This window comes from Streptomyces sp. NPDC043896 (assembly GCF_056435605.1).
In genome coordinates this window covers 24,096-49,719 of record NZ_JBWKEE010000002.1, presented here as the reverse complement: position 1 = coordinate 49,719, position 25,624 = coordinate 24,096, and the positions used below count along the sequence as shown (strand labels likewise).

Annotated in this window: 23 protein-coding genes; 14 read left to right on the top strand and 9 right to left on the bottom strand. The window is 75.3% G+C overall.

The genetic code is table 11. From position 1 onward, the window contains the following. The first annotated feature begins 59 nt into the window (after window positions 1–59). Together AC069X_RS02995 and AC069X_RS02990 are read left to right on the top strand one after the other, a co-directional pair. Window positions 60–662, top strand: coding sequence for a TetR/AcrR family transcriptional regulator (locus AC069X_RS02995; RefSeq protein ID WP_478724447.1), 603 nt, complete (start codon window positions 60–62; stop codon window positions 660–662). Continuing rightward, a complete protein-coding gene (locus AC069X_RS02990) occupies window positions 659–1,657 on the top strand; it encodes an ADP-ribosylglycohydrolase family protein (protein WP_478724445.1) in 999 nt (332 codons plus the stop codon). The genes AC069X_RS02995 and AC069X_RS02990 overlap by 4 nt, the downstream gene beginning before the upstream one ends. Window positions 1,658–1,939: 282 nt before the next feature. Here the strand turns inward: AC069X_RS02990 and AC069X_RS02985 are convergent, their stop codons facing one another. Both AC069X_RS02985 and AC069X_RS02980 read right to left on the bottom strand, forming a co-directional pair. Further along, window positions 1,940–3,091, bottom strand: coding sequence for a hypothetical protein (locus AC069X_RS02985; RefSeq protein WP_478724443.1), 1,152 nt, complete (start codon window positions 3,089–3,091; stop codon window positions 1,940–1,942). 207 nt (window positions 3,092–3,298) lie between these two features. Further along, on the bottom strand, window positions 3,299–4,093 hold the full coding sequence (locus AC069X_RS02980) for a glutamate racemase (protein ID WP_478724441.1): 795 nt from the start codon (window positions 4,091–4,093) through the stop codon (window positions 3,299–3,301). A gap of 542 nt (window positions 4,094–4,635) precedes the next feature. On the opposite strand from AC069X_RS02980, the gene AC069X_RS02975 reads away from it, so the two are divergent. From AC069X_RS02975 to AC069X_RS02950, 6 genes are all read left to right on the top strand, one after another. Next, window positions 4,636–5,814 carry a glycosyltransferase gene (locus AC069X_RS02975; protein ID WP_478724439.1) on the top strand — a complete coding sequence of 393 codons (1,179 nt, stop codon included), beginning with the start codon at window positions 4,636–4,638 and terminating at the stop codon, window positions 5,812–5,814. Between the two features lie 263 nt (window positions 5,815–6,077). Next, window positions 6,078–6,623: a DUF6643 family protein gene (locus AC069X_RS02970; protein WP_478724437.1), complete on the top strand. Its 546-nt coding sequence runs from the start codon at window positions 6,078–6,080 to the stop codon at window positions 6,621–6,623. Between the two features lie 82 nt (window positions 6,624–6,705). Beyond that, window positions 6,706–7,533: an MOSC domain-containing protein gene (locus AC069X_RS02965; RefSeq protein ID WP_478724435.1), complete on the top strand. Its 828-nt coding sequence runs from the start codon at window positions 6,706–6,708 to the stop codon at window positions 7,531–7,533. 210 nt (window positions 7,534–7,743) lie between these two features. Continuing rightward, window positions 7,744–8,343, top strand: coding sequence for an Rv1733c family protein (locus AC069X_RS02960; protein WP_478724433.1), 600 nt, complete (start codon window positions 7,744–7,746; stop codon window positions 8,341–8,343). Window positions 8,344–8,469: 126 nt separating this feature from the next. After that, window positions 8,470–10,953, top strand: a complete 2,484-nt coding sequence (locus AC069X_RS02955) for a right-handed parallel beta-helix repeat-containing protein (RefSeq protein ID WP_478724431.1) — start codon at window positions 8,470–8,472, stop codon at window positions 10,951–10,953. A gap of 111 nt (window positions 10,954–11,064) precedes the next feature. Next, a complete protein-coding gene (locus AC069X_RS02950) occupies window positions 11,065–11,550 on the top strand; it encodes an SRPBCC family protein (RefSeq protein WP_478724430.1) in 486 nt (161 codons plus the stop codon). Between the two features lie 118 nt (window positions 11,551–11,668). On the opposite strand, the gene AC069X_RS02945 is transcribed toward AC069X_RS02950, so the two are convergent. Then, window positions 11,669–12,832 (bottom strand): PLP-dependent cysteine synthase family protein, encoded by a 1,164-nt coding sequence (locus tag AC069X_RS02945; protein WP_478724428.1) that lies wholly within the window; start codon window positions 12,830–12,832, stop codon window positions 11,669–11,671. Window positions 12,833–13,041: 209 nt separating this feature from the next. On the opposite strand from AC069X_RS02945, the gene AC069X_RS02940 reads away from it, so the two are divergent. Beyond that, complete coding sequence (locus AC069X_RS02940) at window positions 13,042–13,584, top strand: ATP-binding protein (RefSeq protein ID WP_478724427.1); 543 nt, start codon at window positions 13,042–13,044, stop codon at window positions 13,582–13,584. Window positions 13,585–13,694: 110 nt separating this feature from the next. Here AC069X_RS02940 and AC069X_RS02935 read toward each other — a convergent pair whose 3' ends face one another. Then, complete coding sequence (locus AC069X_RS02935) at window positions 13,695–14,957, bottom strand: ROK family protein (RefSeq protein ID WP_478724425.1); 1,263 nt, start codon at window positions 14,955–14,957, stop codon at window positions 13,695–13,697. A gap of 164 nt (window positions 14,958–15,121) precedes the next feature. Then, window positions 15,122–15,796: an alpha-ketoglutarate-dependent dioxygenase AlkB family protein gene (locus AC069X_RS02930; protein ID WP_478724423.1), complete on the bottom strand. Its 675-nt coding sequence runs from the start codon at window positions 15,794–15,796 to the stop codon at window positions 15,122–15,124. Between the two features lie 37 nt (window positions 15,797–15,833). Here AC069X_RS02930 and AC069X_RS02925 point away from each other — a divergent pair, with 37 nt between their 5' ends. The 3 genes from AC069X_RS02925 (at window position 15,834) to AC069X_RS02915 (ending at window position 18,428) form a co-directional block, all read left to right on the top strand. Further along, window positions 15,834–16,577: a maleylpyruvate isomerase family mycothiol-dependent enzyme gene (locus AC069X_RS02925; RefSeq protein WP_478724421.1), complete on the top strand. Its 744-nt coding sequence runs from the start codon at window positions 15,834–15,836 to the stop codon at window positions 16,575–16,577. Between the two features lie 90 nt (window positions 16,578–16,667). Continuing rightward, window positions 16,668–17,933, top strand: coding sequence for a GDSL-type esterase/lipase family protein (locus AC069X_RS02920; protein ID WP_478724420.1), 1,266 nt, complete (start codon window positions 16,668–16,670; stop codon window positions 17,931–17,933). 165 nt (window positions 17,934–18,098) lie between these two features. Beyond that, entirely contained in the window at window positions 18,099–18,428 is a 330-nt protein-coding gene (locus AC069X_RS02915) for a CU044_2847 family protein (protein WP_478724418.1), read from the top strand. A gap of 11 nt (window positions 18,429–18,439) precedes the next feature. On the opposite strand, the gene AC069X_RS02910 is transcribed toward AC069X_RS02915, so the two are convergent. Continuing rightward, window positions 18,440–19,450: a spherulation-specific family 4 protein gene (locus AC069X_RS02910; protein WP_478724416.1), complete on the bottom strand. Its 1,011-nt coding sequence runs from the start codon at window positions 19,448–19,450 to the stop codon at window positions 18,440–18,442. Between the two features lie 179 nt (window positions 19,451–19,629). Then, window positions 19,630–20,328, bottom strand: coding sequence for a TetR/AcrR family transcriptional regulator (locus tag AC069X_RS02905; protein WP_478724414.1), 699 nt, complete (start codon window positions 20,326–20,328; stop codon window positions 19,630–19,632). A gap of 170 nt (window positions 20,329–20,498) precedes the next feature. On the opposite strand from AC069X_RS02905, the gene AC069X_RS02900 reads away from it, so the two are divergent. After that, a complete protein-coding gene (locus AC069X_RS02900; protein ID WP_478724412.1) occupies window positions 20,499–20,957 on the top strand; it encodes a nitroreductase/quinone reductase family protein in 459 nt (152 codons plus the stop codon). Window positions 20,958–21,097: 140 nt separating this feature from the next. Here AC069X_RS02900 and AC069X_RS02895 read toward each other — a convergent pair whose 3' ends face one another. Next, complete coding sequence (locus AC069X_RS02895; protein WP_478725083.1) at window positions 21,098–22,288, bottom strand: geranylgeranyl reductase family protein; 1,191 nt, start codon at window positions 22,286–22,288, stop codon at window positions 21,098–21,100. Window positions 22,289–22,649: 361 nt separating this feature from the next. Here AC069X_RS02895 and AC069X_RS02890 point away from each other — a divergent pair, with 361 nt between their 5' ends. After that, window positions 22,650–24,014 carry a M20/M25/M40 family metallo-hydrolase gene (locus AC069X_RS02890; protein ID WP_478724410.1) on the top strand — a complete coding sequence of 455 codons (1,365 nt, stop codon included), beginning with the start codon at window positions 22,650–22,652 and terminating at the stop codon, window positions 24,012–24,014. A 408-nt stretch (window positions 24,015–24,422) separates the two neighbouring features. On the opposite strand, the gene AC069X_RS02885 is transcribed toward AC069X_RS02890, so the two are convergent. Continuing rightward, window positions 24,423–25,460 carry an NUDIX hydrolase gene (locus AC069X_RS02885; RefSeq protein WP_478724408.1) on the bottom strand — a complete coding sequence of 346 codons (1,038 nt, stop codon included), beginning with the start codon at window positions 25,458–25,460 and terminating at the stop codon, window positions 24,423–24,425. Window positions 25,461–25,624 lie beyond the last annotated feature (164 nt).

The window sequence follows — 25,624 nt, the reverse complement described above, 5'->3', positions numbered from 1 at the left end:
GGACCACCACAACCGTGGTACCCCATCCGTGGTACCACGGTTGTGGTTATGCTGGCAAGGTGAATCAGGACCGGAGGGACCGGCTGCGCGACGCGGCCGTGGCGGTACTGGCCGGGGCGGGCGGGCGCGGGCTCACCCACCGGGCCGTGGACGCCGCCGCCGACGTGCCGCTGGGCACCGCCAAGAACTACTTCCCGAGCCGTGACGCGCTGCTGCGGGCCGCCGCCGAGCGCTGCCTGGAGCAGTACCGGGCCCTGGCCGCCGCCCTGGCGGCCGCCGGGCCGGGGCCGTCGGACCGGGCCGGGCTGGCCGCGCTGCTGGCGGGGCTGCTGCGGGACGTGGCCGGGCCGGGGCGGCCGCGCGTACTGGCCTACCTGGAGCTGCAGGCCGAGGCCGCCCGTCGGCCCTGGCTGGCCGGGCTCCTGGACCCGATCGCCGCCGGCGACTTCGCCGCGCACCGCGCCCTGCTGGCCGGAGCCGGCCTCCCGGCCGGACGGGAGCAGGTCCGCGCACTCACCCTCGCCCTGCACGGGACGCTCCTCCACCTCACCGCCGGCGCCCCCGGCACCCTGGCCTCGGCCGGGCTCGACGACCTCGACGGCTTCGCGCGCGGCCTGCTGGACGCCGTATGCCCGGCGACGCACCCCGGGGAGGCCGGGTGACCACCCGGCTCGACCGGGCCGTGGGAGCGGTGCTCGGCTCGGCCGCGGGCGACGCGCTGGGCGCCCCGTACGAGTTCGGGCCCGCGGGGCAACTGGGCGTACGCGGCGAGGAGATGGGCGGGGGCGGCGGCTGGGAGCCGGGCGAGGCGACGGACGACACCCAGATGGCCGTCCTCGTCGCGGAATCCCTGCTGGAGCACGGCGGCCTCGAACTCCCGGACGTCTTCGCCCGGTTCCGGCGGTGGGCCGCCGGGCAGCCCAAGGACATCGGGCTCCAGACGGAGGACGTGCTGACCAGCGGCCTGCCCTGGGACCGGGCGGCCGCCGCCCACTTCCAGGTCAACGCGCGGGCCGCGGGCAACGGTTCCCTGATGCGGGCCCCCGGCTCGGCGGTGTACTTCGCGCCCGGCGGGCGGGAGGCCACCATGGGCGCGGCCCGGCGGATCGCGGCCCTCACCCACGGGGACCGGGCCGCCTGGGAAGGCACCGCCCTGCTGCACGAGCTCGTACGGGTGGCCCTGGACGGCGGCGATCCACTGGCCGCGCTGCCGGAGGCGCTGGGCGCGGTGCACCCGGACCACCGCGACCGGTACGCCCGCGTGCTCGGCCCCGACTGGCACCCGGACCTGGCCACGGAGTTCAACGGGGCGGTGTGGCCCTGCCTGGGCTCGGCGGTGTGGGCCCTGCGCACGGCCGACGGGTTCGCCGGGGCGGTACGGGCCGCCGTGGACCTGGGCGGGGACACCGACACGGTGGCCGCCGTGACGGGCACGCTGGCCGGCGCGGTGTACGGGCAGGCCGCGATCCCCGAGCGGTGGACGGAGCCGCTGCACGTCCCCCTGCCCGGCTCCGGCGACCGCGTCCTGGACGCCGAGGCCCTGCGCACCCTGGCCCGGCGCCTCGCGGAGGCCGGCGAGGGGCTCCGCGAGGAGCCCGGCCAAGGACGTCGCACGGAGCCCCACCACAGCGCGACGCGAGGGCCGGCCGAGGCGTGACGCGGGGGCTGCCCGAGGCTGCCGCACGGGGGCCGGCCAAGGCAAGCGCGCGGAGCCCGGCCAAGGACGCTGCGCGGGGGTCGGCCGGAGCCTCCGCGTGGCAGCCGACCGAAACGGGCGCGCGCGGGGACCGGGACATGCGCCCGGGACATCACCGGGGCATGACGCGGCACCCGGCCGAAGCCCCCGCGTGGGAGTCGGCCCAGGCGTGACGTGGCGGCCGGACCGGGCCCGGGGCACCCCAGGGGTTGGGGTGCCCCGGACCGGTCGCGGCGGTCCGGGTCAGCCGCAGCCGCAGCCCCCGCAGCCGCCCCCACCTCCGTCGCCGCCGCCGCAGCTCACGCCGCCACCGCCGCAGCCCGTCGCGGTCGTGCCGGCGGTTCCGGTGGCCGTGGCCCGCTTGGCCTCCTTCTTCCGGTCGGCCTGCCTCCGCAGCCGCTCGTACTCCCGGCGGCGCGCCTCCTCCTGCTCCCGCCGCCCCCGGGTGGTCGCCCGGTAGGACACCCCGGCCGGGCTCCACGGTCCGAGCCCGTGCCGCCGGCGCGGCAGCAGGGGGACGCCCGTGACCTGGCAGGAGATGCCGTGGTCCTGGTGCACGGCGTACGCCAGGACCACCTCGGCCCCCTCGCGCGGCACCCCGTGGAGCAGCGCCTCGAAGGGTTCGGCGCGGGCGTCGACGTCGTGCAGCCCGTCCCGCGGCAGGCCCGCCGTCCCCGCGGCCAGCAGCCGGACCCCCGGCTGCGTGTCCCCCCGGCCCGGGCGGTAGCAGACCAGGGGCCGGGCGGTGGTGTCGTCGGCGTCCGGCAGCAGCCAGAAGTGCCCGGAGGGGGAGATCCGTACGCCGACCACCAGCACGGGCTGGTCGTCCGCGTACAGCCGTCGCGCGGCCAGGTCGGCGGTCCAGCCCCGGCCCAGCAGGGTGCCGCCGAGCACCAGCAGGACCAGCGCGACGCGCTGCTGGCCCACCGCGTCGTACGGCAGGGCGCCGGGGTTCGTCCCGATGTCCTCGACCAGGCCCTCCACGAGGACCCCGGCGGCGACGAGGCAGAGGAAGGCACCGGCCAGGATCCGCGTGTTGCCGCGCCGTTCCTGCCCGGAGGGGAGCCGGTCCGGCAGCGGGAAGCGGGCCGCCCCGGCGGCGGCGAGTGCCAGCCCCTCCTGCCGGCGCCGGGCCCGCAGCCGCAGCAGGGCGCCGGTCAGCGCGTACAGGGCGAGCAGGCCCACCAGGACGGCCGCGGGGCCGCCGTGCCCGGGCAGGGCCAAGGCGGCTTCGGTGACGAGCACGGCCGCGGCCCCCGCGGCCGCGCCCGGCAGGAACCGGTACCACAGGGGCAGGGCCACCAGCAGCACCGCCGCCGGATAGAACCGCCACGCCGTGCCCACCCGGTCGGCCGGTCCTCCGTCACGGAGGACCAGTACGAGTGAGACGGTCACCAGGACAGCGAGGAACCAACTCCCCGCACCAGGGGCGAAGATGACCGGGGTCCGGGCCTTGCGCCAGCGCCCGGACTCCTCAACGCCCCATGTCCGCACATCACTTGCCGGTATCACCCCGGCGGGAAGGTGCTTGGCATAGGCATCCACGGGCCCAGTATGCGAGCCCGGCCCGTCCGGTGAAACCGCCTTTCGCCGCCCGTCCTCTCAGCGCTGGTGGGCCTGCTCCCGGTCCGCGAGGAGCCGGCCTTCGGCGTAGCCCAGGGCGGCGTCCGACAGGACGGACGGCCGCCCGCTGTGCAGCACGGTCAGCCCGCCGGTGCGGGGCAGCTCCGGCGCCGGTTCGACGCCGATGCGGCGCAGCGCCTGTACGGCGACGGCCTCGGCGGAACCGTGGAACACGATCTCCGCTCCCCCGGTGCGGGCGGCGAGGGCGGCCCGGATGGTCTCCTCGACGAGCTCGTAGTGGGTGCAGCCGAGGACCACGTCCGTGACGTCGGCCGGGGTGAGCTCGGCGGCGGCCTCGACGGCGCGGACGACGGCGGCCTCGTCACAGCGGTCGACGGCGTCGGCGAGACCGGGGCAGGGCACCTCGGTGACGGGGACTCCGGCGGCGAAGTCGCGGATCAGCCCCCGCTGGTACGGGCTGCCGGTGGTGGCGGGGGTGGCCCAGATCGCCACCCGCCCGGCGGCGGCCGCGGCGGGCTTGATCGCCGGGACGGTGCCGACGACGGGGATCCCGGGCTCCAGATCGGCCCGCAGGGCGTTCAGGGAGTGCACGGAGGCGGTGTTGCAGGCCACGATCAGCGCGTCGGGGCCGTGCGCGGCCGCGGCCCGGGCGACGGCGCGGGCCCGCTCGGTGAGGTCGGCGGGCGTACGGGGCCCCCAGGGCATCCCGTCGGGGTCGGAGGACAGCAGCAGATCGGCGTCGGGCCGCAGCCGACGCGTCGCGGCGGCCGCAGCGAGGAGGCCGATTCCCGAGTCCATGAGCGCGATCTTCACCTGGTCACCTTAGTCGACCCGTCCACCCCACCCCGGCCCCGCCACCCCTCCCCACCCCGGACCAGCCCGGACCCCCGCCGACCCGGAAGCACCGCAGCCCCGCCCGGCCCCGGGACGCAGCCCCACCCGGGCCGGGGGGAACCGGACCGGGACCGGGGCCGAGGGCGGGGCCCCGGGGGGACCGTGCCGGGGCCCGGGGGGAACCGGACCGGGGGCTGGCGGCTGCGGGCCGGGCCCACCGGGGGGCCGGGGCCCGGAGGCGGGGGGCCCGGGGGCAGCCCGGCCGGGCCCCAGGGTCCGGGGCAGGGCCCCGGTTTCGGGAAGGGGCGGGGTGGGGGAAACAGCCCCGCAGCCCACCCCGCGCCGGGTCGGGAGCACCGCAGCGCAGCGGCGCCCAGGGGCCAGCCCTACCGGAGGCCGGGGGCCGGAGGCCGGGGCGCGGCCCTGCCGGGAGGACGGGACCCCCGCCGCCGGAGGCACCCGCGCTGCGACTCGCCCCGAAGACGGCGACACGCCCCCGCCCCGTCGGCGACACTGCCGCCATGGGCCTCCTCATCGCCGCCTGCGCCTCCCTCGCCGCCTGGCTCTGGCTGACCCTCGCCCACGGCATGTTCTGGCGTACCGACGTCCGTCTCCCGCCGCGCAGCGCCCCCGCCCGCTGGCCCGCCGTCGCCGTCATCGTCCCGGCCAGGGACGAGGCCGAGGTGCTGCCCCGCAGCCTGCCCTCCCTCCTCGCCCAGGACTACCCAGGCGAGGCCCGGATCGTCCTGGTCGACGACGGCAGCACCGACGGCACCGCCGCCCTCGCCCGCCGCCTGGCCGCCGAGCAGCCCGGGCTCCCGCTCGACGTGGTCGGCCCGGGCGACCCGCCGCCCGGCTGGACCGGCAAGCTCTGGGCGCTGCGTCACGGCATCGCGCATGCCCGGGGCCGCGCCGCCGGCCGGGGTCCCGAGTACCTGCTCCTGACCGACGCCGACATCGCGCACGAGCCCGACAGCCTGCGCGAGCTGGTCGCCGCCGCGACCACCGCCGGCCTGGACCTGGTCTCCCAGATGGCCCGGCTGCGCGTGGCCGGCTTCTGGGAGCGGCTCGTCGTCCCCGCGTTCGTGTACTTCTTCGCGCAGCTGTACCCGTTCCGCCGGATCAACCGTCCCGCGGCCCGGACCGCCGCCGCGGCCGGCGGCTGCGTGCTGCTGCGCACCGAGGCGGCCGTCCGTGCCGGGATCCCGGAATCGATCCGCCAGGCCGTGATCGACGACGTGTCGCTGGCCCGCGCCGTCCAGCGGTCCGGCGGGCGGATCTGGCTCGGGCTGGCGGAGCGGGTGGACAGCGTGCGCCCGTACCCCTTGCTCGGGGACCTGTGGCGGATGGTGTCGCGCAGCGCGTACGCCCAACTGCGCCACCGGCCCCTGCTGCTGGCGGGGACGGTGGCCGGGCTGGCGCTGGTGTACCTGGTCCCGCCGGTGGCGCTGTTCGCCGGGCTGGCGGGGTGGGCGGGCGGGGCCGCCACGGCGTGGGCGGGCGGACTCGCCTGGCTGCTGATGGCGGGGACCTACCTGCCGATGCTGCGCTACTACCGGCTGTCGGCCGCGCTGGCCCCGCTGCTGCCGTTCACGGCGCTGCTGTACCTCCTGATGACCGTCGATTCGGCCGTGCAGCACTACCGGGGGCGCGGCGCCGCCTGGAAGGGCCGTACCTATGCCCGCCCGAGCGACGCCTGAAACCCACCTGGACAGAAGCGGCAAAACCTCCGCCTGAGGGAACGTCATTCGAGGTCACGGCGTTGTGACAGCACGTCAGGCCGGGGTGGGCACAAGGGGCGACGAGTGAGCACGACTGACATCAAGACGGGGCGGAAGTGACGAATCGTGCACGTGAACGTCAAGTGAAAGCTGTGGCCCTGACCTGGGAATATGCAGGTCAGGGCGGTGTTGACGGCACCTGGCTATGGACCCCGTGAAGTCGTGGGCTTAACTTGTCTCCCATGACCTCCCCCCGCTCCACTTATGGCGGCGGTTACTACTCCGCGCCCTCCTTCCCGGACACCCCCATCTACGACTCCCTCGTCGCCGAACGCGGCACTCCGCAGATCGCCCCGATCCGCGTTCCGGCCGCCTACGAGGCCCCCAGTGCCGGTTACTCGAGCGGTGGATTCCTTCCGGCCCTCGCCTCGTCCATGCCCGCCCTGCCGCCCGCGGCACCGCAGCTGCCCGCGCCCTCGTACGGCTACGGCCATCCCCAGCAGGCCGCCCCGCAGCCGCAGCAGATGCCGGTTCCGCTTCAGCACGCGCCCGCCCCGTACATCCCGCAGCAGCAACAGTTCCCGGCCCGGACCGGGTACGTGCCGCAGCCCCAGCCGCAGCCGCAGCAGCCCCGCCCGGCCGCCATGGGCACCGGGTACGAAGCCATGCGTCCGGCGGCTCCGCGTCCGATGGCGCCCATGGCCCCGATGGCCCCCGTCGCCTCGGCGGCGGGCGTCCCCACGTACGAGGACCCGTACGGCCGCCAGTACCAGCAGCGCGCCTACTGACCGGAACGCCGGCGCTCCGCACACCGTGTCCCGTGCACACGGTTCCCGGGGGGCCGGCGGGGGCAGCTGTCACAATGCCCCCATGTCGAATTTGTACGTCCAGTCGCTCCACGTCCATCCCGTCAAGTCGGTAGCGGGGACCGCTCCCGGCGAGATCGTCGTGGAGCCCTGGGGACCCGCCGGCGACCGCCGCTGGGCCGTGGTCGACACCGCGGGCGCCGTGATCACCCAACGCCAGCAGGCGCGGCTGGCCTTGGCGTCGGCGCGGCCGCTGCCGGGCGGGCGGATCGAACTGTCGGGGCCCGGCATGCCCGCGCTCGTCGTGGAGGTGCCCGAACCCGGCCCGCTGGAGCCGGTCGTGCTGTTCGGCAAGAAGATCGAGACGGTGGTCGCGGCGACCGCGGCCGCCGAGTGGTTCACCGCCTACCTCGGGCAGCCCGCGCGGCTCGTGCACCTCGACGACCCGGCCGGCCGCCGCCCCGTCGATCCCGACTACGCGCTGCCCGGCGAGACCGTCAGCCTCGCGGACGCCTACCCGCTGCTGCTGGCCACCAGCGCCTCGCTGGACGCCCTCAACGCGCTGATCGCCCAGGGCGAGCACCCGGAGGAGGGCCCGCTGCCCATGAACCGCTTCCGGCCCAACCTGGTGGTCGGCGGGCCCGCCGCCGCCTGGGCCGAGGACGACTGGCGGCGCATCGCCATCGGCGACGCCGTCTTCCGCGGGGTCCGCGAGTGCGGCCGCTGCATCGTGACCACCACCGACCAGCGGACGTCGGAGCGTGGGCGGGAACCGCTGAAGACGCTGGCCCGGCACCGGCGCATCGGGAAGTCGCTGGCCTTCGGGCGCCAGCTGGTCCCGGTCGTCACGGGCACGGTGCGGGTGGGCGACGAGGTGCGCGTCCTGGAGTGACCGCGCCGTCCGCGCACAGACGTCCCGTCCGCGCACGGAGGTCCCGTCCACGCGCCGCTGACCACGGCAGGCAGACGGAATGACACCTTCGGGGGGCTTGCGGCATCCGCTGGAACCAACGGGCCGCGCGGGGCCGTTGGAGCATGCAAGACCGCATACACAAGACGAAGACAGGCATGGGGCAGGGGGAGCCGGACCGTGCGGACAGCAATGGGTGTATGGCGCTGGCGGCGCAATCCGCTGCGCCGGCCGACCGATCTCTTCGAAGCGTGGGTGGCGTTCGCCGCGCTGGTCTGCGTGCTGCTGGTGGCCCCGGCCGTCGGCTGGGTGGCGGGCCTCCAGGTGGACGGCACCTTGCAGCGGGCCGCGCGCGAGCAGCGGGACGAGCGGTACCTGGTCCCGGCGGTGGTGGTCCGGCCCGCGGCGGGCGCGCCCGCCGGGGCGGCCGCCGATCCGTCGGCGCAGCGTCAGGCGCCCGAGCGGACGCAGATCGTGGCCTCGTGGACCGCGCCCGACGGCAGCAGCCACCAGGGCACGGTCCCGGCGGCCGAGGAACCACCGCGCCCGGGCGACCGGTTCCGGATATGGACGGACATCCGGGGCCGGGTGGTGGGGCAGCCGCTCGATCCCGGCGCCGCGTCCTTCCACGCGGGCGCCGCCGGCCTGGCCGCCGCGCTGACCGCGGCCGCGCTGGCGGAGACGGTCCGCCGGCTGGTCGTACGAAGGCTCATGCATCGGCGGTACACAGGGCTGGACCGGGCGTGGGCGGCGGCGGGACCGGACTGGGGCCGGGCGGGCGCAGGCAGCTGACCTGGCCACTCACCGGCGCCACGCGCGCTACCGTGGAGCCGGAGGCCGCACCGGTCGCTCCAGTTGCTTTCAGTCGCTTCCGCCGGTCCGGCAGCGCGAACACCAGGGTGGGGGCACGACAGCACGATGGCACAGGGCACGGTCCAGGTGACGCACGGCGGGGCCTCGCGATGGCGGCGGCGTTCCGGTGAGTATCCGACGCTGACCGCCGCGCTCGCCGCGGCGGGCGACGGCGACGTGCTGTCGATCGCCCCCGGCACCTACCGGGAGAACCTGGTCCTGCGCCATGCCGTCACCCTGCGCGGGCCCGAGGGAGCGGTGGCCGGGTCCGTGCGCATCGCCCCGCTCGACGGGATCGCGCTGACGGTGTGCGCCTCGGCCGTGGTCCAGGACCTGTACCTGGAGGGGGCCGACCGGGCGGCTCCGGCACTGCTCGTCGAGGAGGGCTCGCCCGAGCTCACCGACCTGCGCGTGCACACCCGTTCGTCGTCCGGCATCGAGGTGCGCGGCGGGGCCCGGCCCTTGGTGCGCAGGTGCACCGTGGAGAACCCGGCCGGGGTCGGGATCTCCGTCCTGGACGGTGGCGGCGGGGTGTTCGAGGAGTGCGAGGTGGTGGCCGCCGGGCAGGCCGGCGTCTCCGTGCGCGGCGGGCACCCGCGCCTGGAGCGCTGCCGGATCCACCACGCCGTCGGCGCGGGCATCGCGGTCACCGGCGAGGGCTCGGGCCTGGAGGCGCTGGGCTGCGAGGTGTACGAGGTCAAGGGCGCCGGCGTGCAGATCGCGGCGCGCGCCGCGGCCCGGCTCACCGACTGCGCGGTGCACCGTACGTCGGCCGACGGGGTCACCCTGGACACCGACGCGGTGCTCACGCTCGCCGGCTGCGACATCCACGACATCCCCGAGAACGCCGTCGACCTGCGGTCCCGTTCGGTGCTCACGCTCAGCCGCACCACGGTGCGCCGGTTCGGGCGCAACGGGCTGTCGGTGTGGGATCCGGGGACCCGGGTCGACGCCGACTCCTGCGAGATCCACGACAGCACGGGCGACTATCCGGCGGTGTGGGTGAGCGACGGGGCCACGGCCTCGCTGGCCGCCTGCCGTCTGCACGACGTGCCGGACGCGCTGTTCGTGCTGGACCGGGGTTCGCGTGTGGACGTGGTCGACAGCGACCTCTCACAGGTGCGCAACACCGCGGTCTCGGTGAGCGACGGGGCGAGCGCGCGGCTCGACGACTGCCGGATCAGGGAGGCGGGCACCGGGGCGTGGTTCCGCGACCACGGCAGCGGCGGGTCCCTCGCCGACTGCACGATCGACTCCGTGCAGACGGGTGTGATCGTCACCAAGGGCGCCGACCCCACCCTGGAGCGGTGCACGGTCACCTCCGCCGCCGAGGCCGGCTTCTACGTGTCGGCGGGCGGCCGGGGCACCTTCACGGCCTGCCGGGTGACGGGCAGTTCGGGCTTCGGCTTCCACGTGATCGACGGCTGCCGCGCCACCCTGGCGCGGTGTCACACGGAGCGCTGCGCGCGCGGGGGCTACGAGTTCGCGGAGGACGGGCCGCTGGCCGAGGACTGCACCGGCGACGAGAGCGGCACGGTCCGGCCGGCCCAGCCGGCGGGCACGGCCGGCGGACCCGCCGGGGCGCTCCCTGGGAGCGCGGGACCGCGTACGGCAACGGCGGAGCGGGGCACGGCGGTTCGGGCGGCGGACCGGGTGCCGGCCTCACGGCCCGCGGCCGGAGCGGAGCCCGCGGAAGCGGTCCCGGCGCACACGCACGCGTCGGCGGCGGCGCGGGGCTCGGGCGAGGTGCTGGGCCAGCTCGACGCGCTGGTGGGGCTGGACAGCGTCAAGCGCGAGGTGCGTGCCCTCACCGACATGATCGAGGTCGGGCGCAGGCGGCAGCAGGCGGGCCTGAAGGCGGCGTCGGTGCGCCGGCACCTGGTGTTCACGGGCTCCCCTGGCACGGGGAAGACGACGGTCGCCCGGCTGTACGGGGAGATCCTGGCCTCCCTGGGGGTGCTGGAGCGCGGGCACCTGGTCGAGGTGTCCCGCGTCGACCTGGTCGGCGAGCACATCGGCTCGACGGCGATCCGTACGCAGGAGGCCTTCGACCGGGCGCGGGGCGGGGTGCTGTTCATCGACGAGGCGTACGCGCTGGCCCCGGAGGACTCGGGCCGGGACTTCGGTCGCGAGGCGATCGACACGCTGGTGAAGCTGATGGAGGACCACCGGGACGCGGTGGTGGTGATCGTCGCCGGGTACACGGAGGAGATGGAGCGCTTCCTGACGGTCAACCCCGGGGTGGCGTCGCGGTTCTCCCGCACCATCACCTTCGGGGACTACGGGCCGCAGGAGCTGCTGCGGATCGTGGAGCAGCAGGCGGAGGAGCACGAGTACCGGCTCGGCGAGGGCACCGGGGAGGCGCTGCTGAAGTACTTCACGGAGCTTCCCAAGGGCCCGGCCTTCGGCAACGGCCGCACCGCGCGGCAGACCTTCGAGGCGATGGTGGAGCGGCACGCCGGCCGGGTGGCGCAGCTGGCCGACCCGGGTACGGACGAGCTCACCCTGCTGTTCCCGGAGGACCTGCCGGCGCTGCCGGCCGCGTGCTGATCCGCCGGCGGGTGGGGACATCCGACGGGGGTCCGGCTATGGTGCGCGCGGCGCACCCGCGCCGCCGTACGTCTCGCCCGCGCCGCACGCCTCACCCCAGGGGGTAACGCCATGGCCCGCCGACTCCGTCCCGTGGAGCTGGACTTCATAGCCGAGGCCCCGGCCCGCCTGGCCTTCACGGCCCGGGCCGCGGCCCCGCCCGGCGCCGTGTACAGGGCGCTCGCCGAGGAGGTCACGGCCTGGCCGTCCTGGTTCCGGGCGGTCACGCTGGCCCGGCCGACCCGGGGCGGGGCGGGCCGGGAGGTCCGGCTGATGGGCGGGGTCCGCTTCCAGGAGACGATCGTGGCCGCCGATCCCGGGCTGCGGTACGCGTACCGGGTCGACGAGACCAACGCGCCGGGCGTGAGCGCCCTGCTGGAGGAGTGGCTGCTGGCCCCGGACGCGGCCACCGCCGGGACCCTCGTCCGCTGGACCTTCGCGGCGGGCGGCCCGGCCCCCTTCCGCCTGGCGCTGGCCGCGGCCCGCCCGGGCCTCGGCCGGTCCTTCCGTACGGCGGTCCGCACCCTGGACACCCGGCTCGCGGCGCGCACCCCCTGAGCCGCCGGCAGCCGTGCGCACACCCCGGACGCGGGCGCCGGACGCGGACCCCGTGCGCAGGCGCCCGGACCCCGCCCCGGAACCGCGGGCTCCGGCCTGAGGGCTGCGGCCCGCGGCCTCAGGCCTGCGGCTCGCGCCAGTCGCCGGTCTCCAGCAGGGTCCGGATCGTCTTCGCGTACGGGGCGATGTCGAGGCCCTGGGCCGCGAGCCACTCGTCCGAGTAGTACTTGTCGAGGTAGCGGTCGCCCGGGTCGCAGAGCAGGGTCACGACGCTGCCCTTGCGGCCCTCCGCCACCATCTCGGAGACGATCTTCAGCGCGCTCCACAGGCCGGTGCCGGTGGAGCCGCCCGCCTTGCGCCCTATGGCCTGTTCGAGGGCGCGGCAGGCGGCGACGGACGCCGCGTCCGGCACCTTCATCATGCGGTCGATGGCACCCGGCACGAAGCTCGGCTCCATCCGGGGCCGGCCGATGCCCTCGATGCGCGAGCCGCAGTCGCTGCTCGCGTGCGGGTCGTTGTTCGTCCAGCCGTCGAAGAAGCAGGAGTTCTCCGGGTCCGGGACGCAGACGCGGGTGTCGTGCTGCATGTAGTGGACGTAGCGCGCGATGGTCGCGGAGGTGCCCCCGGTGCCGGCCGTCGCCACGATCCAGGCCGGCTCGGGGTACCGCTCCAGACGCAGCTGCTGGTACATCGACTCGGCGATGTTGTTGTTGCCGCGCCAGTCGGTGGCGCGCTCGGCGTAGGTGAACTGGTCCATGTAGTGGCCGCCGGTGCGGGCGGCGAGGTCGGCGGACTCCTCGTACATCTTCATCGAGTCGTCGACGAAGTGGCATTCGCCGCCGTGGAATTCGATGAGCCGGCACTTCTCCGGGCTGGTGGTCCTCGGCATCACGGCGATGAACGGCACACCGATGAGCTTCGCGAAGTACGCCTCGGAGACGGCGGTGGAGCCGCTGGAGGCCTCGATGACCGGGCGGCCGGGGCGGATCCAGCCGTTGCAGAGCGCGTACAGGAACAGCGAACGCGCGAGGCGGTGCTTCAGGGAGCCCGTGGGGTGCGTGGACTCGTCCTTCAGGTACAGGTCGATGCCCCACGCCTCGGGCAGCGGGAAGCGCAGCAGGTGCGTGTCGGCGGAGCGGTTGGCGTCCGCCTGGACCTTGCGCACGGCCTCCTTGAGCCAGGCTCGGTAGTCGGCGTCGCTGCGGTCGACGTCGACCGTCGTCGTCACCGCGGTTCCGGCCGTGTTCGAGGCCGGTGTACCGGTGGTACCGGTGGTGCTCATGCGCCTTGCTCCTTTGTCGGTTCCGTGGCCCCCTCCTTTCGCAATGTACCCCCCTCACCTGCGCAAATGATGACTTTGGGTTTCCATGCGGATCGCTTTCGGTCTCATCCTGCCGCGTTCGGTTGCAAGCGGCGCCACGGTGGGTGACCCTGGTGACTGCGTCACCGAGGGTGCAGCACCCGTAACAATGATGTCGGGGAGTCGCAGCCGTGATCAGTCATTCCCGCAGGCACTGCGTCGTCGAACTGCAGGCCCTGCCAGCGCGGATCGGTCAGGTCCGCAGAATCGTCTCCGCGCAACTGCGCCACTGGCAGCTCGACCCGCTCATAGACCGGGCTGCGCTCGGCGTGACGGAGCTGCTCAGCAACGTCCACCGCCATGCGCAGCCGGACAAGGTGTGCACGGTCGAGATCGAGCTCCGTCTCGGGCGCCTGACCGTATCCGTCCACGACAGCGATCCGCGGCTGCCCGTCCGGCGGGCGGCCGATGACCTGGAGACCTGCGGACGCGGCCTGGCGCTCGTCGAGGCGCTCAGCGAGGCCTGGGGCGCCCGCCACCGCCCGGACGGCACCGGCAAGGTGGTCTGGTTCTCGCTGCGGGTGGCCCCCGCGGCGGCACCGCCGCGCACGGTCCGAATCGGCGTGAAGAAGACCGTACGCGAGCCCGCGCACCCGGTGCTCGCCGCCGTCGACGCGCGGGCCGTCGCGACCGGCGTGCCGGCAGCGTCCCCGGTCGGCGCCAGGCCCGGCTGACTCCCCCGCGGGCACCCCGCCCCCGGACCCGCCCCGGCCCGGAACCCGGCGCCGGACGGTCCCCAGGCCGCGGCGCCGGACGGTCCCCAGGCCGCGGCGCCGGACGGTCCCTAGGCCGCGGCGCCCAGCGCCCCGAGCGGGTCGTCCAGTACGGGCTGCCACGCCAGCTCCGCCGCCCCGACCAGGCTGTTGTGGTCGAGGGTGCACGGCAGGATCGGCACGCCCCCGCTGCGGCCCCACAGGCTGCGGTCGGCGACGACCGCGCGCAGCCGCTCCGGGTCGGCGTACAGCAGCTCCCGGTGCAGTCCGCCGAGGATGATCCGGTCCGGGTTCAGGATGTTGACCAGGCCCGCCAGCCCCAGCCCGAGCCGGTCGATGAGCTCCTCGGCGGCGGCCCGGACCAACGGCTGCGCGTACTCGGAGCGCAGCAGCTCACGGGCCTGCGCCAGCAGCGACACCTCGGGCCCGGGCGTGCGGCCGGCCGCGGTGAGGAAGGCCAGCGGGTCGGCCTCCACGTCCAGGCAGCCCCGGCTGCCGCAGTGGCAGGCCCGCCCCTCCGGGTTGACGGTGAGGTGGCCGACCTCCAGGGCCAGGCCCGCGCTGCCGCTGTGCAGCCGGCCGTCCAGCACCAGCGCCCCGCCCACCCCCCGGTGCCCGGTGGCCACGCAGAGCAGGTGCTGGGCGCTGCGGCCCGCGCCGTGCCGGTGCTCGGCGAGCGCGGCGAGGTTGACGTCGTTGCCGGTCAGGGCCGGTCCGTCGATGCCGGCCGCCTTCACGCACTCGGCGAAGATGGCCCGTACCGGAGCGCCGGCCGGCCAGGCCAGGTGCAGGGGGTTGAGGGCGGTCCCGTCGGGCTCCGCGACCGCCGACGGCACCGCGAGGCCCGCGCCGACGCAGCGCCGCCCCGACTCCGCCAGCAGCCGCGCGCCCGCGTCGACGACCGCCCCGAGCACCTGCGCGGGGTCGGCGGAAACGGTGACCTTGCCGGGTGCGGTGGCCACGATGCGCCCGCCGAGGCCGACCAGCGCGGCCCTGAACCCGTCCGGGTGCACCTGCGCGGCCAGCGCCACGGGGCCGTTCTCGTCGACGGCGAGCCGGTGCGAGGGCCGGCCCTGGGTGCCGCCCGCGCCGCCCGGGCGGGAGTCGACGCTGATCAGGCCGAGCGCCTCCAGCTCCGCGGCGACGGCCCCGGCCGTGGCGCGGGTGACGCCGAGCTCCGCCGTCAGGACCGCCCGCGTCGGGGCCCGGCCGGTGTGGACGAGCTCCAGCGCCGGGCCGAGTGCGCCGCGCCCGCGCTCCAGCTTGGTCCTCGCGGACGCCGCCGACGCCGTGCTCGCGTCCCCCGCCCCCAGCGGGGCCCCGTTGCCGTTCATGGAGGGATCCTCGCATGATCGGGCCACACCTCCCGCTCCCGGCCAGGCCGTCTGGTGCTGTGGCCGGAACGGCTCACCGCGTCGCGGCGCCCGGCACGGCACTAGGCCCTGTCGTCAAACTTCCGTCTGCCCCGCCGGCGACGACGGCAGTTTGACGACAGGCCCTAGGGATCCAGGCCGCCGACCCGCAAGGTGATGTTGAGGCGCCCCTTCAGCCCCAGTCCCGCCGGGCCGGTGCCGGGCAGCACCTTCGGCACACCGTGGTAGGCGAGCCGGCTGGGGCCGCCGAAGACGAACAGGTCCCCGCTGCGCAGCTCGACGTCCCGGTACGGGCGGCCCCGGGAGTCGGTGTTGCCGAAGCGGAAGAGGCAGGAGTCGCCGAGGCTGAGCGAGACCACAGGGGCCCCCGACCGCTCCTCGGCGTCGCGGTGCATGCCCATGCGGGAATCGCCGTCGTAGAAGTTCACGAGGGCGATGTCGTACGCCTCCGCGCGCGGCGGGGGCGTCCCGTACGCGTCGGCGACGGCCCGCCGGCCCAGCTCCGCGAGCCAGCCGGGCATCGGCTTGACGGGCGCCCCGTCCCCGTCGACGGCGGTGCGCGCGTAGGCGTACGGGTACCAGTGCAGGCCCAGGCACACCTGCCGGGCGGTCATCGTCCCGCCGCCGGGGGTGCGCACGGTGCGCAGCCCGGCGGGCGGCAGGGCCCAGGCGCGGCAGGCGTCGAGCAGCTCCCGCTGGCGCCGGGGCCCGAGCCAGTCGGGCAGGTGCACGGCGCCGGGCGCGATCTCGGCCCGCTCGCGCGGGAAGAGTTCCCCGCGCGGGAAGAGTTCCCCGTCCACCCCTCCATTGTCGGGGAGCGGCTGGCAGACTCGCGGCATGAAGATCATCGAGTACGTGGAGACCCTGGCCCGGGAGGGCGGGCTGCTCGCCGATCAGGCCGAGCGCGCGGGTACGGACGCCCTGGTGCCCACCTGTCCGCAGTGGCGGGTCGCCGACCTGCTGCGGCACACCGGGGCGGTGCACCGCTGGGCGGCCGGTTACGTGCGGGACGGCCTGGTGGAGCGGGTGCCGTTCCCGGAGCCGCCGGAGCTGACGGGGGCCGAGCTGCTGGCCTGGTTCCGGGAGGGGCACTCCGACCTGGTCCGGACCCTGTCCGGGGCACCGGAGGAGGTGGTGTGCTTCACCTTCCTGCCGACGGCGCCGCCGTCGCCGCTGGCGTTCTGGGCGCGGCGGCAGGCCCACGAGACGGCCGTGCACCGTTTCGACGCCGAGTCCGCGCGGGGGATCGCCTTCTCGCCGGTTGCCCCGGAGTTCGCGGAGGACGGGGTGGACGAGCTGCTGACCGGCTTCCACGCCCGGCCGCGCAGCCGCGTGCGGACCGAGGAGCCCCGGGTGCTGCGGGTCCGGGCGGCGGACACGGGCGCGGTGTGGACGGTCCACCTGTCGAAGGAGCCGGCCCGTACGGTGCGGGGGGACACCGGTGAGGAGCCGGACTGCGAGGTGATCGGGGAGGCGTCCTGGCTGTACGCGGCCCTGTGGAACCGGGTGCCGCTGGCCGGTCCGGGCGTACGCGGGGACGCGTCGCTGGCGCGGTTGTGGCAGGAGACGTCGGGCATCTGAGTCCGGGAGGAGGGCCGCGCGCCGGGTGGGGGCGGGAGGGACCGGGGAAATCGGCGTGCGGAGCCGGAGGCGGGTTGGCAGGCTGGCGCCATGAGCTCCGCGTCCTCCCCCTCCTCCCCCTCCTCCCCGTCTTCTCCGTCCGCGTCGTCCTCGTCGTCGCCCGGCTCCTCCGCGGCCTCACCCGGATGGACCACCACCCCCGTGGAAGAGCGCTGGCTGCGCGGGGCCCTGGAGGTGGAGCGCACGGCGCTCGGGGTGCGGCCGCACCGGCTGCCGGCCCGGGCCCGCGCCCAGTGCGCCGACGGGCAGCTGGCCATGGCGGAGGCCCAGCCCTCCGGGGTGCGGCTGGTGTTCCGCACCCGGGCGACGGTCGTCGAACTGGACGCCGTGCGCACCAAGATGGCCTACCGTGGCGCCCCGCCGCGCCCCGACGGCCTGTACGACCTGCTCGTCGACGGCCGGCCGGCCGGACAGGGTTCGGTGACGGGCGGGCACGTCGTGACGGTCGACATGGCCACCGGGTCGGCCGAGACGGCCCCCGGCCCGGTCGGCACGGTCCGCTTCTCCGGGCTGCCCGGCCGGGTCAAGGACGTGGAGATCTGGCTCCCGCACAACGAGGTCACCGAGTTGGTCGCCCTGCGGACCGACGCCCCCGTCGAACCCGTCCCGGACCGGGGCCGCAGGGTATGGCTGCATCACGGCAGTTCGATCAGTCACGGTTCCAACGCGGCGAGCCCCGGCACGACCTGGCCGGCGCTGGCCGCCGCCCTCGGCGGGGTGGAGCTGGTCAACCTGGGCCTCAGCGGCAGCGCCCTGCTCGACCCGTTCACCGCCCGCGCCCTGCGGGACACCCCGGCCGACCTGATCAGCGTCAAGATCGGCATCAACCTGGTGAACCACGACGCGATGCGGCTGCGCGCCTTCGGCCCGGCCGTGCACGGCTTCCTCGACACGATCCGCGAGGGGCACCCCACCACTCCGCTGCTGGTCGTCTCACCGATCCTGTGCCCCCTCCACGAGGACACCCCGGGGCCCACCGCCGCCGACTTCTCCGAACTCGCCGACGGCAGCCTCCGGTTCAGGGCGACGGGAGACCCGGCGGAAGTGGCCGCGGGGAAGCTGACCCTCAGGGTCGTCCGGGAGGAGCTGGCCCGGATCGTGCGCGGCCGGGCCGCCGCCGACCCGAACCTCCACCACCTCGACGGCCTCGGCCTCTACGGCGAGGCCGACTTCGCCGAGGTCCCGCTCCCCGACGACCTCCACCCGGGCCCGGCCACCCACCGCCTCATCGGCGCCCGCTTCGCCGCCCACGCCTTCGCCCCGGACGGCCCGTTCGGCGCCGGCCTCCTGCCGTAGGCCTCGCGCCGCAGTCCTCGAACCCCGGGCCGCGAACCGCAGGCCGCGAACCGCGGGCGGGGAGCCGTGCGGTGGGCCGGTCATCCGTACGGGCCACCGCGCGTGCGGCGCACCGGCGACTCCGGGATCGTCGGGAGGGAGCGGGGACCCACCGGAGGAGGAGCCATGACGCAGCTGGCCCGGATCCCGCTGGCGGACGGCGGCACCCTGCTCGTCGAGGCTCCCGGCGCGGCGCAGGGGCCGGTCAAGGCGGGGCGCGTCGGCGATGCCGTCCACCAGCTGCCGCAGACCCTCCAGGACGCCCTGGGCTCGGTCACCCAGGCGGCGCGCGCCACGCTCGACCAGCTGCGCAAGGCGGGCCCGGACGGGATCACGTTCGAGTTCGGCATCGATCTCGCGGTCGAGGCCGGGGCCGTGATCACCAAGAGCACCGCCAACTGCCACCTGAGGGTGACCATGTCGTGGACGAAGGACGCTCCCGGTGGGGAGGACTGAGGGCCGGAGCGTCAGCCGGCCGGCTCCGCCCCTCCCAGCGTGGCCGCGTAGGCGGTCTGGGAGCGGTACTTCCAGGCGGGGGCCGTGTCCCAGGGGTTGGGCATCGCGGCGCTCGTCGCGTAGGCGTAGCCGGCGCCGCGGGTGAACGCGGTGCGCAGGGTGGTGCGCATGGCGGCGCTGTCCGGGACCTCGTGGACGAGGTGCCAGAACGCGGTGCCGCTCGGGTCGAGTTCGGCACCGTCGCGGTAGCCGCCCCCGGTGCCGAAGACGTTCCCCTGCCAGCCGCCCGTGGTGTACGCCGCGTACGTGTCCTCGTACGTGACGAAGACGTCGGCCGTGCGGTGGGACGGGTCGAGGTAGCAGTCGGCGATGGCGGTGCCGGGGTTGTTGACGACGAGTTCGTCCACGTCCGGGTCGGCGGCGTGCATGGTGTCCTGGACGTGGCGGCGCAGTGCGGCGTAGTGGTCTCGGGTGGCGTTGCCGGGGCCGCAGTCGCGGCTGACCACGTCGAAGAAGATGCCGTCGACGTGGAGCCGGGAGCCGCCGTCTTCGCCGCCGTCTTCGCCCCCGTCCTCGTCGCCCTCGTCGTCGCCCTCCTCGTCGTCCGACGGCTTGAGGTAGTTGTCGATGGAGGCCTTCACGGCCTCGATGTCCCGGTTGCCGTGGTCGGTGTGGACGTAGCCGAGGACCTTGGTCTTCTCGCCGGTGGCGGTGGTGCCGGCGCGCAGGGCGTCCGCGCGGGCGCGCCAGGGGCCGTCGAAGGGGGCGTCGCCGTTGCCGGGGTTGAGCACGACGACGGAGGCGGCGGGGCCGGTGGAGGTGAGGGCGGACAGCACCGGGTCGTCGGCCCAGACGTAGGCGGGGACGCCGATCTCCAGGCCGCGCACACCGGGTATCCGGGGAGTGGGCGTCACCGGTGACGCCGTCTGTCTCGCCGAGGCGGGTACCGCCGGCGCCGGGGCGGCCAGCAGGCCGACCAGGACGACGGCGTACAACGCCTTCAGTACGCGGGCGGGTGGCACGGCTGTTCCTCCGGCTGCGGCGGGGGCGGGGACCCGAGGAACACTAGACGCGCGGAAACCCGGCGACGGGCGAACCACCCGGATTGGTATGAGGAACAGACAAGCGACTTGTCACCGGGGCCGGGTCGCGCACCCGGCCGCCCAGCCGATGCGGCCGAAGCGGCCGAAGCGGCCTGCGGCTATACGGCCGGCAGTCCGACCGAGTGCGCCAGCTGCCCGGACGCGTGCGCGAAGAAGGCCTCGCGCTCCTCGACGACCCGGTTGAACTGGCCGAACAGCTCGAAGGAGACGAGGCCGACGAGCTGAGCGCAGGCCGCGACCAGGGCCGCCGTCACCTCCGGGGGCAGGCCCTCGGCGAAGTCCCCGGTCATCCGGGCGGCTTCGGGGCGCAGCGCGGCGGGCAGGGGCGGCAGGGCGAGGCCGCGGCCTTGGTAGGCGGTGCGCAGGATGCCGATGAGGACGTTGGCGACGCGGGAGGCGGGGCCGACCGTGTCGAGGGGGGCGGTGTAGCCGGGGACCGGCGAGCCGTAGACGAGGGCGTACTCGTGCGGGTGGGCCAGCGCCCAGGTGCGGACGGCCCCGCAGACCTCGGTCCAGCGGGCGCGGGGCGGGGCACCGGCGGCGAGGGCGGTGGCGTCGGCGGCTTCGGCGGCGGCGCCGAGGCTGTCGTAGGCGTCGATGATCAGCGCGGTGAGCAGTTCGTCACGGCTGGGGAAGTAGCGGTAGAGGGCGGAGGAGACCATGCCCAGCTCGCGGGCGACGGCCCGGAGGGAGAGTTTGGCGGCGCCCTCGGCGGCCAGCCTGCGGCGCGCCTCGTCCTTGATGGCGGCGGTGACCTCGATACGGGCCCGTTCCCTGGCTCCTCGCACGGTGCTCATGCGGAGCAGTGTGCCATGCCCCTGGAGCAGTGCACAAAGATCAGAGCAGCGCACACTTGCGAGAGCACTGCTCTTGTTTTGGTGCACCGATCCGTGCACACTGATCTCAAGCGAGAGCAGTGCTCTCGGAACGAGAACTTCTTCGACCCCGCCAGCGCCCGGAGGCCACCATGACCGCGTCCGCCCCGTACTACGCCCAGGCCGGCCGCTTCGCCGTCCGCTTCAACGCACTCTTCGGCAAGCTCGCCCGCCTCGGCATCAGCCTGGCCGGCACGGCCGAGCTGTCGGTGCGCGGCCGCACCTCCGGCACGATGCAGCGCATCCCCGTCAACCCGCACACCCACGAGGGCGTCCAGTACCTCGTCTCGGCCCGCGGCCACTCCCAGTGGGTCCGCAACATGCGCGCGGCGGGCGGCGGCGAGCTGCGCGTCGGCCGCAGGATCCGCACCTTCACCACGGAGGAGCTGACCGATCCGGCGCAGAAGGCGGCCGTGCTGCGCACCTACCTGGAGAAGTGGGGCTGGGAGGTCAACCGGTTCTTCCAGGGCGTCACCGCCAAGTCCACGGACGCCGAACTCAGGGCCGCCGCCGGCGACCACCCCGTCTTCCGCATCACGGTGTCCCGCTGAGCACGGCCGGCTCCCGAAGGCCGTCCGGCGGCCGGCGGCCGCAGTGGCCCCCGGATACGGCGGAGCGCCGGCACCGAGGGAAACCGGCGCTCCGCGGCGGGCTCTCAGCCCCGCGAGCCCGCCGCGGTCCCGCGAAGCCCCTACCCCCGGCGGCCGCGCGCCTGGCTGTCGTCCAGGAGGTGCAGTGCCCTGCGGGCCAGCGGGTGCGTACGGACCAGGTCGGGCAGGGTCGTCGAACCGCGCGTGATGCGGGCGAAGGCCGTCCAGGCCGGCCGCAGGCCCGTGAGCACCGCGTGCATCAGCCCCGGACGGGCCTCGAAGACGGTCAGCATCCGCTTGCCGACGGCCATTTCCACACCGAGGCCGGCCTTGACCGCGAAGGCGTAGTTCAGGGCCTGGCGCCGCGCGTCCACCGCGTCCTGCGCCTCGGAGATCTTCACGGCCCACTCCCCCGCGAGCCGCCCCGAGCGCAGCGCGAAGGAGATGCCCTCCCGGGTCCACGGCTCCAGGAGACCGGCCGCGTCACCGGCCACCAGCACCCGGCCGCGCGAGAGCGGGGAGTCGGGCTTGCGGCAGCGCGTCAGGTGTCCGGAGGAGACGGCCGGTTCGAAGCCGGCCAGGCCCAGCCGGGCGATGAAGTCGTCGAGGTACCGCTTGGTGGCCGCCCCGTCGCCCTTCGCCGAGATGACCCCGACGGTCAGCGTGTCGCCCTTGGGGAAGACCCAGCCGTAACTGCCGGGCAGCGGACCCCAGTCGATCAGGACGCGGCCCTTCCAGTCCTCGGCGACCGTCTCCGGTACCGGGATCTCCGCCTCCAGACCGAGGTCGACCTGGTCCGTCTCCACGCCGACGTGGGCGCCGATCCGGCTGGCGCTGCCGTCCGCGCCGACCACCGCCCGGGCCAGTACGGTCTCGCCGTCCGCGAGCACCACCGCGACCGTACGGCGGTCCGGTACGGCCGCGCCGTGCTGCTCGACCCGGGACACGGCCGTACCCGTGCGGATGGTCGCGCCGGCCTTCTCCGCCTCCGCGACCAGCGCCGCGTCGAACTCGGGCCGGTTGACGAGCCCGAACAGCATGTTCTTCGAACGCCGGGTCCGGGCCAGCTTGCCGTCCAGGGAGAAGGTGACCGCGTGGACGCGGTCCTGGAGCGGCAGGACGAAGCCCGGCGGGAGGGCGTCGCGCGAGGGGCCGATGATGCCGCCGCCGCAGGTCTTGTACCGGGGCAGCTCCGCCTTTTCCAGCAGCAGGACGCTGCGCCCGGCGGTGGCCGCCGCGTACGCCGCCGACGCTCCGGCCGGTCCGGCGCCGACCACGACGACGTCCCACACCTCCCCCGTGCCCCCGCCCGGCTCACCCGCCTCGCCGGGCTCCTCTTCGGCCGCCTCCGCGTCCGTCCCTCCGGCGGCCCCGGCCGGGACCGCCCCCACCGGGGCGCCCGCCACCGGGGCCGCCTCCCGCGCGGTCCCCTCGTCCGCCCCCTGACCGGCCTGCTCTGCGCTCGCGCCGTTCACGTCGTCGTCGCTGCTCACGATGTGGTGCTGCTCCTGATCCCCGGTTGGTCCGATGCCGTGGAAATCCTACGGCGAGCTGCCGCCTCGTCCCTCTGTGCGAGGATCGTGACAGTCTTTCGCCTTGCATTCGCCGTACCCCGGCACCCATAACAACGTCGCACCCACGAGGAGCGTGCCCATGTCCCAGAATCCGATCGCCGAGACCGTCGCCTCGCTCATGCCCCGCGCCAAGGCGGAGCTGACCGAGCTGGTGGCCTTCCAGTCGGTCGCGGACTGGGCCCAGTTCCCGCAGAGCGAGAGCCAGGCCGCCGCGAACTGGGTGGCCGACGCCCTGCGCGCCGAGGGCTTCCAGGACGTGGCGCTGCTCGACACCCCGGACGGCACCCAGTCCGTGTACGGCTTCCTGCCCGGTCCCGAGGGCGCCCCGACCGTTCTCCTGTACGCGCACTACGACGTGCAGCCGCCGCTGGACGACGCCGCCTGGATCTCCCCCGCCTTCGAGCTGACCGAGCGCGACGGCCGCTGGTACGGGCGCGGCGCCGCCGACTGCAAGGGCGGCTTCATCATGCACCTGCTCGCCCTGCGCGCCCTGAAGGCCAACGGCGGCGTGCCCGTCAGCGTCAAGGTGATCGTCGAGGGCTCGGAGGAGCAGGGCACCGGAGGACTCCAGCAGTACGCCGAGGCCAACCCCGGGCTGCTGGCCGCCGACACCATCGTCATCGGCGACGCGGGCAACTTCCGCCTCGGCCTGCCGACGGTGACGGCCACCCTGCGCGGGATGACCCTGATCAAGGTCAGGATCGACACCCTCGGCGGCAACCTGCACTCCGGCATGTTCGGCGGGGTCGCGCCGGACGCGCTCGCCGCGCTGATCCGCCTGCTGGACTCGCTGCGCTCGGAGGACGGTTCGACGACCGTGGACGGCCTGGCCTCGGACGCCGTCTGGGAGGGCCTCCAGTACCCGGAGGCGGACTTCCGCGCCGACGCGAAGGTGCTGGACGGCGTCGAGCTGATCGGCGAGGGCACCATCGCGGACCGGCTGTGGGCCCGTCCCGCCGTCACCGTGCTCGGCATCGACTGCCCGCCCGTCGTCGGCGCGACCCCCTCGGTGCACGCGAGTGCGGGCGCGCTGATCAGCCTGCGCGTGCCGCCGGGCGTGGACACCGCCGAGGCCATCAAGCTCCTCGAAGCGCACCTCGTGGCGCACACCCCGTGGAAGGCGAAGCTGGAGCTCGAGGTCGTGGGCCAGGGCCAGCCCTTCCAGGCGGACACGAGCAGCCCGGCGTACGCGTCGATGGCGGCGGCCCTGCGGGAGGCGTACGACGGCCAGGAGATGCAGATCAGCGGCATGGGCGGGTCGATCCCCCTGTGCAACACGCTGACCTCCCTCTACCCGCGGGCGGAGATGCTGCTCATCGGTCTGAGCGAGCCGGAGGCGCAGATCCACGCGGTGAACGAGAGCGTCTCCCCGGAGGAGCTGGAGCGGCTGTCGGTCGCCGAGGCCCTGTTCCTGGTGAACTACGCGGCGTCCAAGAGCGTCTGACACCGTCCGAGGCCGTCCGAGGCCTGCCGAGGCCGTCCGGCTCCGACGCGGCGGGGTTCCCGCGTACGCCCAGGGCGCAGTGCACCCTGGGCGTACTCCGCTCCCGGCGAAGTCGGGCGTCCGGGGCGGGTGAGGGCACTACGGTCGCGGTCATGGATCTCGTTGAAGTCATCCCGGACCGGCTCCACATGCCGCGCTTCGCCATCGGCCAGGCCTGCCTCTGGCAGGACGGTGAGGCGACTGGGAACTCCCGCTGTACGCACACGCCCTGACGGTCGTCCCGCAGGCCCCGCCGACCCGGGTCGACCGGGAGCTGGAGGCCGGTGAGGTGCCGGACTTCGGCGGCACTGGCGGCGGCGGTCTGAGCACGGCGGGACCCCGGTGCGCACGACCGGGGTCCGGGCCGCGTCACGGGGTGGGGCGGCCCGACTCCAGGTAGAGCGGGGCGCCGCGCTCGCGGGCGCGCAGGGCGCCGCGCAGCCGTGCGTGGCGCTGCGGCGGCAGGAGGTCCGCGGCCTCCGCCTCGGTGACGAAGCGCCAGGCGCGCAGTTCCGGGCCGGGGAGCCGCAGCCGCGCGATCTCCCGCTCCGTCAGGCGCCCCCCGTCGAACAGCAGGCGCAGCCCCCCGTACGCCGGGGACCGGGGCGGCTCCCAGTCCACCACCAGCAGTCCGGGGACCCGGTCCAGAGTGAGGCCCAGCTCCTCCGCGACCTCCCGTACGCCCGCCCGGGCCGGCGCCTCGCCCGGTTCGACCACGCCGCCCGGGAACTCCCAGCCCGGCTTGTACGTCGGATCCACCAGGAGGACCCGGTCCCGGTCGTCGAAGAGCAGCACCCCCGCCGCCACCGTCTCCCGCGTCGGTTCCGGGGTCTGCACGATGTCGCACACCGCCGCCGTGCCGGTGCTGACGGCGTCGGCGATCCGCTGCGCCGTCTCCCGTACCGTCAGGCGGCCGTTGTCGATGAGGTGCGCGTCGGCGGTGAGCCAGCCGAGGGCCTGCTGGTAGACGGGGATGTGGTCGTACGCCCACTGGCGGACCCGTACGTCCACCACCTCGGGCGCGCCCGGCTCCTGGCGAGTGGCGATGCGCTCGCGAAGGATCGTTTCCTCCGGGGCGAGCAGCACGTGCCGTACCGGGATCCGGCGCGCGGCGAGACCGCCGAAGATCTCGTCGCGATACTCCTGCCGCAGCAGCGTCATCGGCACCACCAGCACCCCGCCCAGCTCCGCCAGCATCGCCGCCGCCGTGTCCACGACGAGCCTCCGCCAGCTCGGCAGGTCCTGGTAGTCGTCGACCTCCGCGAGGCGTTTGGGCGGCAGGAGCCGGCGCAGCGCGTCTCCGATGAGCTCCGGGTCGTACAGGCTGCTGTCCGGAAGGAGTCCGGCCAGTTCGCGGGCCGTGCTGGTCTTCCCGGCACCGAACGTGCCGTTGATCCAGACAATCACGTCTACCCCTCTCCCTATGGCTCGCCTCCGAAGCCTCCCGGTGGCTTGCCCGCCCCACCCTGCCACGGAAACCCGCTCACCGGCCGAGTGCTTATGCTCGGGGGCGGGGCCGGGATCACAGCCGGGGTCGCGGCCCTTCCGAGCCGCCCGCCGTCCCAGGAGGT